The sequence below is a fragment of the Embleya sp. NPDC020886 genome, from assembly GCF_044333915.1.
GTDB lineage: Bacteria > Actinomycetota > Actinomycetes > Streptomycetales > Streptomycetaceae > Embleya.
Genome location: NZ_JBIRRX010000010.1, coordinates 145,681 through 158,687, shown reverse-complemented (window position 1 = coordinate 158,687; position 13,007 = coordinate 145,681). Strand labels below are relative to the sequence as shown.

General features: G+C 72.0%; 11 protein-coding genes. 7 read left to right on the top strand and 4 right to left on the bottom strand.

Going from position 1 to position 13,007, the window contains the following annotated elements; genetic code table 11:
- Nucleotides 1–318: 318 nt before the first annotated feature.
- Nucleotides 319–855 (top strand): RICIN domain-containing protein, encoded by a 537-nt coding sequence (locus ACH4U8_RS30880; RefSeq protein WP_395781613.1) that lies wholly within the window; start codon nucleotides 319–321, stop codon nucleotides 853–855.
- Between the two features lie 78 nt (nucleotides 856–933).
- Here ACH4U8_RS30880 and ACH4U8_RS30875 read toward each other — a convergent pair whose 3' ends face one another.
- The gene (locus ACH4U8_RS30875; protein WP_395781611.1) at nucleotides 934–3,123 is read right to left on the bottom strand and encodes a copper-translocating P-type ATPase; all 2,190 of its coding nucleotides are present in this window, start codon (nucleotides 3,121–3,123) and stop codon (nucleotides 934–936) included.
- Between the two features lie 170 nt (nucleotides 3,124–3,293).
- Here ACH4U8_RS30875 and ACH4U8_RS30870 point away from each other — a divergent pair, with 170 nt between their 5' ends.
- A complete protein-coding gene (locus tag ACH4U8_RS30870; protein ID WP_395781609.1) occupies nucleotides 3,294–5,807 on the top strand; it encodes a hypothetical protein in 2,514 nt (837 codons plus the stop codon).
- A gap of 816 nt (nucleotides 5,808–6,623) precedes the next feature.
- On the opposite strand, the gene ACH4U8_RS30865 is transcribed toward ACH4U8_RS30870, so the two are convergent.
- The gene (locus tag ACH4U8_RS30865; protein WP_360319599.1) at nucleotides 6,624–7,052 is read right to left on the bottom strand and encodes a DUF5709 domain-containing protein; all 429 of its coding nucleotides are present in this window, start codon (nucleotides 7,050–7,052) and stop codon (nucleotides 6,624–6,626) included.
- A 144-nt stretch (nucleotides 7,053–7,196) separates the two neighbouring features.
- Here ACH4U8_RS30865 and ACH4U8_RS30860 point away from each other — a divergent pair, with 144 nt between their 5' ends.
- The 5 genes from ACH4U8_RS30860 to ACH4U8_RS30840 all read left to right on the top strand — a co-directional run bounded on the left by ACH4U8_RS30860 (nucleotide 7,197) and on the right by ACH4U8_RS30840 (nucleotide 10,168).
- Nucleotides 7,197–7,850, top strand: a complete 654-nt coding sequence (locus ACH4U8_RS30860) for a hypothetical protein (protein WP_395781607.1) — start codon at nucleotides 7,197–7,199, stop codon at nucleotides 7,848–7,850.
- A gap of 138 nt (nucleotides 7,851–7,988) precedes the next feature.
- A complete protein-coding gene (locus ACH4U8_RS30855) occupies nucleotides 7,989–8,252 on the top strand; it encodes a hypothetical protein (RefSeq protein WP_360319595.1) in 264 nt (87 codons plus the stop codon).
- A gap of 238 nt (nucleotides 8,253–8,490) precedes the next feature.
- On the top strand, nucleotides 8,491–9,153 hold the full coding sequence (locus tag ACH4U8_RS30850; protein ID WP_360319593.1) for a nitroreductase family protein: 663 nt from the start codon (nucleotides 8,491–8,493) through the stop codon (nucleotides 9,151–9,153).
- A 181-nt stretch (nucleotides 9,154–9,334) separates the two neighbouring features.
- Nucleotides 9,335–9,862: a hypothetical protein gene (locus ACH4U8_RS30845; protein WP_360319591.1), complete on the top strand. Its 528-nt coding sequence runs from the start codon at nucleotides 9,335–9,337 to the stop codon at nucleotides 9,860–9,862.
- Between the two features lie 75 nt (nucleotides 9,863–9,937).
- Entirely contained in the window at nucleotides 9,938–10,168 is a 231-nt protein-coding gene (locus tag ACH4U8_RS30840; protein ID WP_360319589.1) for a hypothetical protein, read from the top strand.
- A 139-nt stretch (nucleotides 10,169–10,307) separates the two neighbouring features.
- Here the strand turns inward: ACH4U8_RS30840 and metK are convergent, their stop codons facing one another.
- Entirely contained in the window at nucleotides 10,308–11,501 is a 1,194-nt protein-coding gene (gene metK / locus ACH4U8_RS30835; RefSeq protein ID WP_360323164.1) for a methionine adenosyltransferase, read from the bottom strand.
- A gap of 231 nt (nucleotides 11,502–11,732) precedes the next feature.
- Nucleotides 11,733–12,941: a bifunctional phosphopantothenoylcysteine decarboxylase/phosphopantothenate--cysteine ligase CoaBC gene (gene coaBC, locus ACH4U8_RS30830; protein WP_395781605.1), complete on the bottom strand. Its 1,209-nt coding sequence runs from the start codon at nucleotides 12,939–12,941 to the stop codon at nucleotides 11,733–11,735.
- Nucleotides 12,942–13,007: the final 66 nt, after the last annotated feature.

The window sequence follows — 13,007 nt, the reverse complement described above, 5'->3', positions numbered from 1 at the left end:
CCGGTGTACACTCACGACACTGACACGTGTCAATGGATAATCACCCTGCTCTATTTCCGGTCGATTCCTGCTTCCCGGAAACATCCACTGTCCGTCTCCACCCGTCGGATCCGAAAGCGGTGGTAACCCGGACAAAGAAATCAAAAATCGGAGCGGCGTCGGCAGGAATTACCCCGTCCCGACCACGCCGACCGCTGGCCGAATACCGGCACACCGACCACCGGCTTCCTTGAGGGATCACCCGTCCACAGCCATCCTCTGAGGCACCCGAACGCCGAACCCCCGGTACGGCGACGGGCCCCCCGATGGAGGCCGAAGATGCTCAAAAGGATCGTAGGCGTGCTCGCCGCCTGCATGGTTCTGTTCGCCATTCCCCAGTCCGCGTCCGCCATGGTCATTCCGAATCACTTCTCGCGGATGCTCATCGGAGCCAACTGGAAATGTCTGGACGCCGATACCAACACCATGAACACGAACGGTGGGATCGTGCAGCAGTGGCAGTGCATCGGAAATCCCGCCGACAACACGACGCCCAATAACCAGCTTTGGCTGGCCGTCCCGCAGAACAACGGCAGCGCCGCGTACAGCCTCGTGCCCGGCGGCACCACCGGGTTCAAGTGTCTGACCACGATAGGTGGCCTGTCGTATTCCCGGGTCGGCCTGTGGGACTGCAACTCCGGCACCTCCCAGGCTTGGTTCCCGATCAACACCAATGCGTGGGTCAACCCCGCCACCGGACTGTGCCTGGAAGCCGATCCGAACCAGAACTACAACGGCGGCGGAATGTACATCGCGCCCTGTGCAACCGCCGACGGCAAGCCGGTCCTGCGCCAGACCTTCGGCTTCATCGACTGACCCGACCGACGCCCCCGGGCCACACGACCCGGTGCACGTCGGTCCTCGCCGACGTGTACCGGGTCCACCGCGCCTTCCCTACCGGGTCGCCGACTCCTCGCGATCCCGCGCGTCGACCCGGCCCGGCGTCGTCCGCGTGTCGAGCGCCTCCGGGCGCAGGTCCAGGCGGCGCAGGAGTTGGGCGTTGAGGGCGACCACGACCGTGGACAGGCTCATCAGGATGGCGCCGACCTCCATCGGCAGGACCACACCCGCCCGGGCCGGCACGCCGGCGGCCAGCGGCACGGTGACGATGTTGTAGCCCGCGGCCCAGACCAGGTTCTGCCGCATCTTGCGGTAGACGGCCGTGGACAGGCGACGCACGCCCAGCACGGCGCGCGGGTCGTCCGAGGCCAGGACCACACCCGCCGACTGGACCGCGACGTCGGTGCCGGCGCCGATCGCGATGCCGACATCGGCACGGGCCAACGCCGGCGCGTCGTTGACGCCGTCGCCGACCATGGCCACCCGCAGGCCGCGGGACTGGAGCTCGGCGACCTTGGCGTCCTTGTCGCCCGGCAGCACCTCGGCGAAGATCTCGTCCACCCCGAGGTCGCGCCCGACCCACTCGGCCACCTGTCGGGCATCCCCGGTGAGCATCCCGACGCGCACCCCCGCCGCGTGCAACTCCTGTACCGCAGAGCGGGATTCGGGCCGGATCTCGTCCTCCAGCGCGAGCGCACCGGCGACCTCGTCGGCGGCCAGCACGTACAGCACCGCCGCGCCGCGCCCGACCCAGTCCCCGACGGTCGCCGACAGTTCGTCCGGTACCGGTACGCCCGCCTCGCGCAACAGCGCCGGCCCGCCGACCCGCACCCGGGTGCCGGCCACGTCCGCCTCGACGCCCCGGCCCGTCATCGACCGGAACGCGCTCGCCGCGGCCGGCCTGCCGCGTTCCCCGGCCGCCCGCACGATCGCCCGGGCCAGCGGGTGTTCGCTCTCCCGCTCGGCCGCGCCCGCGAGCAGCAGCACCATCGTCTCGTCCCGGCCGGGCGCCGCCGCGACCCCGGTCACCGCCGGCGCCCCGCGCGTGAGGGTGCCGGTCTTGTCGAACAACACGACGTCGACACCGCGCATGCGCTCCAGCGCGATCCGGTCCTTGATCAGGATGCCCTGCCGCGCGGACAATTCGGTGGAGATCGCGATCACCAACGGGATGGCCAGCCCGAGCGCGTGCGGGCAGGCGATCACCAACACGGTGACGGTGCGCTCGATCGCCGACCCGCCCTCGCCGAGCAACGACCACGCCACCAGCGTCAGGACCGCGGCGCCGGCCGCGTAGTAGAACAGCAGCGCCGCCGCCCGATCCGCCAACGCCTGGGCCCGGGACCGGGATTGTTGCGCGTCGGCGACCAGCCGCCGAATGCCCGCGAGTTGGGTGCGCTCACCGGTCGCGGTCACCCGCACCCGTACCGCACTGTCCACCGCGACCGTACCGGCCACCACGGTCTCGCCCGTGCCGCGCGGCACCGACCGGGACTCACCGGTGATCATCGACTCGTCGAACTCGGCCGCGCCTTCGGTGATCCTGCCGTCCGCCGGGACGCGCGCCCCGGAACGCACCAGGACGGTATCGCCGGTCTCCAATTCGGCCACCGGAACACGCTCGAACTCCCCGTCCGGACGCACCCGTTCCGCCTCGTCGGGAAGCAGCGCCGCGAGTGCGTCCAGAGCTCCCGAGGCGGCGCCGAGGGCGCGCATCTCCAGCCAGTGGCCGAGCAGCATGATGTCGACCAGCAGGACCAGTTCCCACCAGAAGTCCAGCTCGTGCGACGCGAGTTCGAGCGTCGAGGCCCAGGAGGCGACGAACGCGACGGTGATCGCCATCGCGATCAGCGTCATCATTCCGGGCCGCCGCGCGGCGAGTTCGTCGCGGGCGCCGGTCAGGAACGGCCATCCGCCGTAACCGAACACGAGGGTGCCCAGAAGCGGCGGGATCCAGGACGAGCCCGGGAACGACGGCTCGTGGTAGCCGAGCAGGTCCGCGAGCATCGGGCTCAGCACCAGCACGGGGACGGAGAACAGCAGGCTCCACAGGAGCTTGCGGCGGAACATCTCGCCGTGACCGGCGTGCCCGCCGTGTCCCTGATGACCCGCGTGCCCCTCGTGCCCACCCGGCCCGGCCGGCTGCGCGTGGCCCCGGTGCCCGGCACGATCCGGGTGGCCCGTGCCGCCCGCCGGCTCCGCGTGGCCCGGATGTTCGTCCCGTCCGGTCCGGCCGTACTCCATCCCGCTCGCCTCCTCGTCCTTCGTCGATCTTTCATACATACCACCCAGGGGTATGAGAAACCCGGAACGACCCGCACTCATTCCTTGCGAATCCGGCGGAACCGTCCGCATCTCGAGCCGACGGCGGTATAACCAGAGACCAGCCCCTCTCCCTCGGGAGGCCAAAAGTGGTGCGACAGCCACGTTCCCGCAGCGTCGACTGGTTGTGGTGGGCGACCTCGTCGGGCGAACTGCAACCCTTCCTGGATCACCCGGATCACGACCAGCAGGAGATAGCCCGGGAAAAGTCGGCGGTAGCGGTCCAGCTCGCCCGCCTCGGCGACCCCCTCGTGGACTGTCTCGGGGCAATCGCCCCGGACGTCCTCGCCGACGCCCTGTGGCGGTTGCCCAACCCCACACGGACCGACACCCTGCGCGCACTGCGCGTACCGCCCGCCCGCCGACCCACTCCCGCGATCGCCGAACACGCGCTCAAGCGGTTGCGCAAACAGACCCCGAGCGTGCGCGGCTACACCGCACAGGTGGTGACCCTTCCGGTACTGCGCGTGTTGTTGCCCGCGACCCTGGACACCGACTCGGGCGCGCTGGACGGCGAGATCCTGGAAAGCCTGAAGACCACGGCGTTCACCCCCGACCTGATCCGGCTCACCGCGATCGCGGACTGGGGGTTCAGTTGCCAGGCCGCCGCACTGCTGCGGATCACGCTGACCGAGGCCGACCTCGCGCTGCCGGGGTGGCCCGCCGAGGTCATCGCCGACGTGGTGACCGCGTGTCGCCGATTCGAGGCGTTCTGCCGGGATCGGATGTGCGGAGCCAGCGAGCCCCCGTCGCCGCTGCGCTCCCTCGACGACGCACTCGGTCGGGCGCGGGCCGCCGCCGACGCGGTGACCGCCGCCGTCGCGGCCGGGCGCGCGCCGGAGGAGGCCGACCTGACCATGCTCGGGCTCGTCGGCCCGGCCGTGGCCGAGGCCCGGACGGCGGTCGGCGCCCTGGTCGAGGCCGAAGCCGACACGCTGCCCGAGGACCGGCCGGGCCTGGCCGCCACGATCACCGCGCACGAAGCCGCGGTACACGCCCGTGAACTCGCCGGAGTGGACCGCTTCCGGCAACTCGGCGGCCCGCCGGCGCACACCGCGGCGATCGACGAACTCCGCGAGCTGACCGCCGAGCTGAGCGCCCGTCACGAGAATTGGGAACCGGCCGACCGGCGGCGCGTACTGGCCCTGGCCGATCTCGGCGAGCTGATCGACGCGATCGCGGCCGACCGGGACGAGGGCGTGGACGCGTTGGCGGAGACGATCCGCCCGCATCTGCCCGACCCGACGATCGTCAACGCGGCGTTACGGGGCCGGCTGTCCTGGCACGGGACACCCGCCTCGGGCGATCCGGCGGACGCGTCGAACACGGCCGAGAATACGCAGCCGGAGCCGGTGGCACAGACGTCGGCCGACCCCGATTCGGCCCCGGAACCGGGCGGCGAATCGGGCTCCGACGCCGACCCGAACCCGGTGTCCGACGCGCAACCGGCCGAGGCCGACGAGACCTCGGCGACAGCGGACCGGGAGGACCCCGCGGAGGGCGCTGCGGGCCCGGCGCACACGGCGCCGGCCGCCGAGGAGGACGCGGAGGAGGACCCGCCCGCGCCGCCGGCCGCTCCCGAGCCCGCCGCGCTGATCGGCGAGCTGATCGGCCGGGGCGAGTACGCCTCGGCGGCACAGGCCATGTCGACCGACGCCCCGGAGCGAATATCCGCGCTGCGTGCCCTGGCCTACGCCGACGGGGCGCGCTCGGACACCGGCGCCGTCGCGGTGTCGCTGCGCGCCGAGCTCGACGAGATGGCGATGCGCGAGCCCAGCCACGACCGCGCGACCCAACTGTTGACGGTGGCCGCCACGGCGCGCGCCGCCGTACTGTGCGGGCACAGCACGTACGGACTGCTCCAGGAGGCCGCGGCCGGTCTGGGCGACCTGCCCGCGGTGGCCACGCTGGCCCGACACATCGCCACCGGCTCCGCGCAGGGACTGCTCGGCGGCACCCGCAACCTCGGCGCGCTCGAAGCCCTCGCCGAGGCCGAGGCCGGCGCCGCCGCGTGTGCGGCGGACGCCGCAGAGGCCCTGTTGCACCCGCGCCACCTGCGCTTCCCCCGGGCCACCTCGATCGCCCAACTGTGGTGGCGTCCCGAGGACGGCCTGCTCGGCCGACTGCTGCAACTGGCGGCCGGCAACGAGCGCCGCGATCTGGACGAGGTCGCCGAAGCGCTGCGCCGACTCACCAAGCACCACGAGTTGGAGAGCCGGCTCTCCGCGATCGACGAGGAGTTCCGCAACGGCAAGGGCCACCGTCTGGAGGGGCCGGCCAGACGTCGACTGCTGGAATACGCCCGCGAGTCGCTGGGCACGGTGAGCCGCTGGGTGGACGCCATGCGTCGGGTCACCGAAACCGAGGCGGAGGCGGAGTCCTGGATCGCCGGTCCGCTGACCGATCTGCGGCACACCCTGCTCGCCGACCGCCCGGAAGCCGAACGCGAACTCGCCGACCTCGCCGCGCACACCGGCGACCCGCTCACCGCCGGCGCCGCGCGAGCCGCCGCCGCGAGCCTGTCCGCGACCCTGGACCTCCTCGACGGCCGCCCCCTGACCGGCCCCGAACCCACCCCCGAAGCCCTCCTCGCCAAACCCACCTAGCCCACCTAGCCCACCTAGCCCACCTACACCAGACGACACACACAACAACTCGACCCACAAACACCGCAGCAGCGCGGGCGGGCCGGCGGACGGACTACGCAGCACAAACGGCCGGCCCGGCAACACAGGCGGCGCGAGAAATGCGGCCCGGACGGGCGGGCGACGCCACGCGAGACAGCGCGGACGGCACGGCAGCGGGCAACACGGCGAAAGGCGAGCAGCCCGGCACCACAGGCAACGCGGCGACAGACGGGCAGCCCGCCAACACGGACGACGCGGCGTGGGCACTGGCAGCGCGCCAACGCAGGCGACGCGACGACAGAGGAGCGACTCGGCAGGGCGATACGGACGGGCCGCCCTGCAACACGGGCAACAAAGCGCGGCCAGGCGGACGACGCGAAGAGCGGCGCGACAGCACCGGCAACGCGGCGGCGGCCAGGCGATTCGGCCGAGCGGCGCGGACGGGCCGCCCGGCAACGCAGACGGCGCGGCGCAGGCGGGCAGCCCGTCCGCGCGGACGAGCGGACCGCGCGCGAAGAACGGCCCGGCGCGGATCGGTGGGCAACGCGGCAGCACGGGCGGGCGGCGCGAAACACCGTCGACGGCGCGGCGCGGCCCGGCAGCACGAGCGGGGCGCAGGTGAGCCGCGCGATGAACCAGAAGGGCGGTGGAGCAAAAGGCATGGCAGCGCGTGCGGCGGGGGGCCAAGTGGTGGGGATTGGCAGCGGCGCGAGGCGAAGCGGAGCAAGGTGTGTCGCGAGCCCACCTCAACCCCGGCGGGTGCGACGCGCGAAGTGGGGGGCGCGACGACACGCCCTACGGGACCTCTTCCTCCGGAATGATGTGCATCGCCGCCTCCTCCGCGCCCGCCGCACCGCCGTCGATGCCGACGTCGTGCGCCACCGCCTCGGATTCGGTGTCCTCGTGGGCGCCCTCGTCGTCGGCGACCAGTCGGCCCGCCCTCGGGTCGGGGCCGCCCTCCCATTCGTCGGAGACCATGTCGTCGTCGGAGACGTCCGGCTCCTCCTCGGACAACAACTGGTCGAGCGACTCGCCGCGTCGCTCCTCCTCCGGCGTGTTGCCGTACCGCTCCGCCGCCGACCAGCGGTCCGGCGGCACGATCCCGGTGTCCAGCGGGTCGTACGACAGGTCGTCGGTCGACAGCGTGTCCTCGGGCCCGAGCACCCCGTCGTCGCCCGGCGTGTCCGGGGAGTCTTCGGTCCGGTCCGGGGTGTCGTCGCTCATCGCCTGCCACCTTCCACTGAAGTGCCCGTACTCGTGGTGCGTCCAGGGCTCGACCCTGTCCCCCGCGACCCGAGTGACACTGCCCAGCGCCGGCCGGTTCATTCGGGCCTGCCCGGCGACGTCCCCACCTGGCAGCATGTCCGGGTGCCGGAAAATCGCTTACCCGTCGCCGCCCTGACCTGCTGCCTGCTGCTCGCCACGACCGCGTGCGGCGCGGACGACGGCGGCGACAGGCCCGGCAGGGCCGAGCGCACCGTCGAGCCGACCGAGGTCGCCGAGCTGCACGCCGAGCCCGCCCTGACCCTCGACTGCCTGCACGTGATCGACGAGCGACCCGCGCCCACCGGCGCGCTCACCGTGTTTCTCGGCGACGTCGCGCTGGAGACCGGCCGCCGGCTCCGACCGGCCGAGGTCGACGGCTCCGAACCCCCGCACCCGCTCTTCGCCAAGTCCGGCCTGATGGTGCGCGCCGGCGCGCGGGTCGACATCGAGGTACTCCCCGCCCCCGGCAACGGCGCGTCCATCGTGTGGGGCAACGGTCGGCCCGCCGCCGGCTCCGTCCGCGTGCCGGGCTGCCCCGCCCGCTCCGCCGAGCAGCCCTGGCTCGCCTTCGCCGGCGGCTACCACGTGGACCGGCCCGGCTGCGTCACGCTGATCGTTCGCTCGCACGGATTGCAGACGAAAGTGCACGTCCCGGTGGGTGCCGACTGCCGAACCGAGGGCTCATCCGACCGGTTGGAGACGCGGCCCCCGCCGCTGGGCGCACGGCCTGCGAAAGCGGTCGTTCCATCGGTGTAGACATCACCACCCGTCTCATGCCTGAGGCTGATTTTTCCTGACGGATTTGGTCGATCTTTGATCGCCGGCGCAGGGTGGTCCAGGGGGCCAGGGACGGAAGACCCGGTCCTACGACAGGCCGGGGAGGGAGCGGACGGAATGCACGAGGCGCAGACACGCGAGACCAGCCGCGACGATTGGCAGACGCTGCACACCGGCACCCGGGAATCGGCGGCCCGCGCGCTGCGCGTCGATCTGGCCCACGCCGGTGTGGCCGAGGCCGATCTGGCCCGACGAGCGACCGAGGCCTGGGCCGGGTCCGTGGTGACCGTACCGCGCACCGGCCGGCAGTTCCGGGTCACCCGGGTCGACGTGCCCGCCCCGACGCTCTCGCTCGGCGAGCAGCGCGCGGACGTCGCCTAGTCCCGGCCGGACCGCCGACCGAAACACCCGCCACTCCGGACGCCTGCGGTCACCACGGTCCCGTCCCCGTCCGCCCGGACCGAGGTGACCCGGCGGCCCCGCCCCGGGCGCCCGACCGCACCAGTCGACACGAACCGGGGCGACTCGCCCCGGCGAACGACGTGCCCACCCGCGTGCCCCGAATCCGATCCAAGCGGGACCTTCCACCGACCCCCCACGTCGTGCTGTGCTGTCCGCCATGGTCGACGAAACCACTTACCCCACGGTTCCGCACCGGCACCGAGGCGTCCCCGCCCACGAGGCGGAAGCCCGCAGCCGAGCCTTCCACGACGTGATGTCCCAACGCCGCACCGTCCGCGACTTCTCCTCCCGGCCGATCCCCGACAACGTGATCGACTGGGCGATCCGTACCGCCGGCACCGCGCCCAGCGGCGCCAACGTGCAGCCCTGGCGCTTCGTCGTGCTCACCGACCCCGAGCGCAAACGACACCTGCGCGAGGCGGCCGAGCAGGAGGAGCGCGAGTTCTACGAGCACCGCGCGTCCGCCGAGTGGCTCCGGGCCCTCGCGCCGATCGGCACCGACTGGCGCAAGCCCTTCCTGGAGGAGGCGCCGGTGGTGATCGTCGTGTTCGAGGTGCACAAGGGCCCGGACTCGCCGCGCCCCTACTACACGAAGGAGTCGGTCGGCATCGCCGTCGGCCTCCTGCTCGCGTCGTTGCACCAGGCCGGTCTGGCCACGCTGACCCACACCCCGAGCCCGATGCGCTTCCTCAACGAGGTGTGCGACCGCCCGCAGGAAGAGCGTGCCGCGTACGTCGTCCCGGTCGGCTACCCGGCCGAGGACGCACGCGTGCCCGACATCCGGCGCAAGCCACTGGAGCAGGTCGTCGTCCGGCTCTGACCCCCCCCGACCCCGGCACGCACGCCGGACGGGCCCGAGCCGCGGCGCCCGTCCGGCACCACGAAACCGGCGGTGAAGTCCCGGCAGAAGCAACGGGGTTCGCCTGCGCCGCACCCCACCCCTCTGCGATCCTGAACCGGCACGTCCGGATCCGCAGCAACCGTACGTTCGGGGGGCGTTGATGAGTGTCGTCGCCGGAAAGATCATCGACGAGTCGATCGTGATCGCCGCCGATTCCCAGGTGACCTGGGGTCAGGCCAAGACCGAGGGCACCAAGCTGTACAAGATCGGCGAGAACCTGATCTTCGGCGGTGCCGGGCTGCTGCGCGACATCAACCTGATGCGCCTGTTCCTGGACACGCACACCCCCGCGTCCGCCGAGGAACGCGACATCCTGGAGTTCTACGCCGAGTTCGTCGAATGGGGCAAGCGCAAACTGTCCGGCTTCGAGCCCAAGTCGGAGTTCATGTTCGCCTTCGACGGCAGGCTGTTCGAGACGAGCAGCGACTTCGACGTCTTCTACTACGACTACGGTGCGATCGGTTCCGGCTGGGAGTACGCGCGGGCCGCACTGCACCTGGGCCACACCCCCACCCAGGCGGTCGGCGTCGCGTGCGACCTGACCATCTTCTGCATGCCGCCGGTGACCGAGTACCGCATACCGCGCCATCCGCAACCGTCGCCGGGCCGTGAGCACGAGGCCATCTGAACGGGATCCTTCGTCGAGTCCGCCGCAATCCGGAGCTAACCCTGTGTTTACGTGGACTCTCGTAAACTCTCGGGTATGTCCGAACAGCCCATCCCGGCGGACCTGATCGAATTGCAGCGCGCCCGAGACGCCGCGTACGAGGCCATCGCCCGGCACGCGGGGCAACTCTCCGAAGAGGAGCACGCCCGGCTGTGGGCCCAGGCCCGCGACGCCGTCGAGGCGCTGCACGCACACCCGGCGATGACCGCCGGCGGCGACCGCGCCGACCTGGTGACCCGCCTGCGCATGGCCGCCCAGGCCGCCTGAGCCCGCCGAGGCCCCACCGGCGCGAGCCGAACAGGCGCCCGCCGCCCCACCACCGAACCGAAAACGCCGCCGGCCGCGACGCGAACCCCGAAGGGTCCGCGTCGCGGCCGGCGGCGAAAGTGCTGCGAAAGCCGGGGGCTCAGACCCCCGCGGCGGCCTTGAGCGCGTCCACGCGGTCCGTGCGCTCCCACGTGAAGTCCGGCAGGTCCCGGCCGAAGTGGCCGTACGCCGCGGTCTGCGCGTAGATCGGGCGGAGCAGGTCCAGGTCCCGGATGATCGCGGCCGGGCGCAGGTCGAACACGGTGTTCACGGCGGCCTGGATGGCCTCCACCGGCACCGCCTCGGTGCCGAACGTCTCCACGAACAGGCCGACCGGCGCGGCCTTGCCGATCGCGTACGCGACCTGCACCTCGCAACGGCGGGCCAGCCCGGCGGCCACCACGTTCTTGGCCACCCAGCGCATCGCGTACGCGGCGGAGCGGTCCACCTTCGACGGGTCCTTGCCCGAGAACGCGCCGCCACCGTGTCGGGCCATGCCGCCGTAGGTGTCGATGATGATCTTGCGACCGGTGAGCCCGGCGTCGCCCATCGGGCCGCCGATCTCGAACCGGCCGGTCGGGTTGACCAGGAGGCGGTAGCCCTCGGTCTCGATGCCCAGGCCGGACAGCTCCGGCTCCACCACGTACTCGCGGATGTCCGGCGCCAGCAGCGAGTCCAGGTCGATGTCGGCCGCGTGCTGCGAGGAGACCACGACCGTGTCGAGGCGCACCGGGCGGTCGCCGTCGTACTCGATGGTGACCTGAGTCTTGCCGTCCGGGCGCAGGTAGGGGATGGTCCCGTTCTTGCGCACCTCGGCCAGGCGATTGGCCAGCCGGTGGGCGAGCGTGATCGGCAGCGGCATCAGCTCCGGCGTGTCGTCGCACGCGTAGCCGAACATCAGGCCCTGGTCGCCCGCACCCTGGCGGTCCAGCTCGTCCTCGTCGCCGTCGACCCGGTTCTCGTACGCCGTGTCGACGCCCTGCGCGATGTCGGCCGACTGCGCGCCGATGGACACCGAGACGCCACACGAGGCGCCGTCGAAGCCCTTCTTCGAGCTGTCGTAGCCGATCTCCAGGACGCGCTCGCGCACGATCGTGGGGATGTCGGCGTAGCCCTGCGTCGTGACCTCGCCGGCCACGTGCACCTGACCGGTGGTGATCAGCGTCTCGACGGCGACCCGACTCTTGGGGTCTTCCTTGAGGAGCGCGTCCAGGATGGAATCGCTGATCTGGTCGGCGATCTTGTCCGGGTGACCTTCGGTCACGGACTCAGAGGTGAACAGACGGCGGGACACATCGCTCCCTGGGGTTGCAGCGGCTGCTGGCTGGCAGGTGGACCCGGACCGTCCGGACAGGTCGGGACGGGCGGGTCCACCGAATACTGGGGCCGAGTTTATCCCCCCGACCCCCGCCCTGGGACTGGGTGTCCCAAGACATGGACGGCGTGGCGTTGCTCACTTTGTGTGAACCCGGCGCGATCGACTGTTCCGACCGACTGCCGAACCCACCGAAACGGGACACGAGAACTAGGCGAAACGGGGCACCACGAGGTCCCACACGACGTCCGCCAGATCCTCCTTCGGGCCGTGCGCAACCGGCGTTTCGCTGCCGTCGGCGGCCAGCACGATCGCCTCGTTCACGTCGGTGCCGAAGGTCAGTTCCTCGCCCACCCGGTTGACCACGAGCAGATCGCAGCCCTTGCGCGCGAGCTTCGCGCGGCCGTTGGCGAGCACGTCGTCGGTCTCCGCGGCGAAGCCGACCACGACCTGGCCGGGCCGGAGCCGGTCGCGGGCGAGTTCGGCGAGGACGTCCGGGTTCTTCACCAGCGCGATCGGCTCCGGTTCGGCGTCGGTCTTCTTGATCTTGCCGTCGACCCGGGTCGCCGGACGGAAGTCCGCGACGGCCGCGGCCATCACCACGCAGTCCGCGTCCTCGGCCGCCTTGAGCACCGCGTCGCGCAGTTCCAGGGCGGTGCCCACGTGCACCACGTCGGCCCCGGCCGGGTCCGGCAGGCCGGTGTTGGCCTCGATCAGGGTGACCCGGGCCCCCCGGGCGATCGCCGTGCGGGCGAGCGCGTAGCCCTGCTTGCCGGACGAGCGGTTGCCCAGGAAGCGGACCGGGTCCAGCGGCTCGCGGGTGCCGCCGGCGCTGACCAGCACATGCCGGCCGACCAGATCGGGCCGGGTCGCGCCGCGCCCGAGGGTGCGCCGGACCACCTGGAAGATCTGCTCCGGGTCGGGCAGCCGGCCCTTGCCGGTGTCCTTGCCGGTCAGCCGACCCACCGCGGGCTCGATCACGATCGCGCCGCGCCTGCGCAACGTCGCGACGTTGTCCACCGTGGCCGGGTGCTCCCACATCTCGGTATGCATCGCCGGCGCGAAGATCACCGGACAGCGCGCGGTGAGCAGCGTGTTGGTGAGCAGGTCGTCGGCGAGTCCGTGCGCGGCCTTGGCGAGCAGGTCCGCGGTCGCCGGCGCGACCACGACCACGTCCGCGTTCTGGCCGATCCGGACGTGCGGGACCTCGTGCACCGCGTCCCACACCCCCGTGGCCACCGGCTGCCCGGACAGCGCCGACCAGGTTGCCTCGCCGACGAAGTTGAGCGCGGACTCGGTCGGCACCACCCGGACCTCGTGCCCGGACTCGGTCAACCTGCGCAGCAGTTCGCACGCCTTGTACGCGGCGATGCCACCGGCGACGCCGAGGACGACACGGGGTCGGGATCCGGTACTCATCGCTGCTCCTGGGCCTCGTCGCGACCGGCCCGTGTTCCGACCGGCACGGCGAGCCTACGACACCGC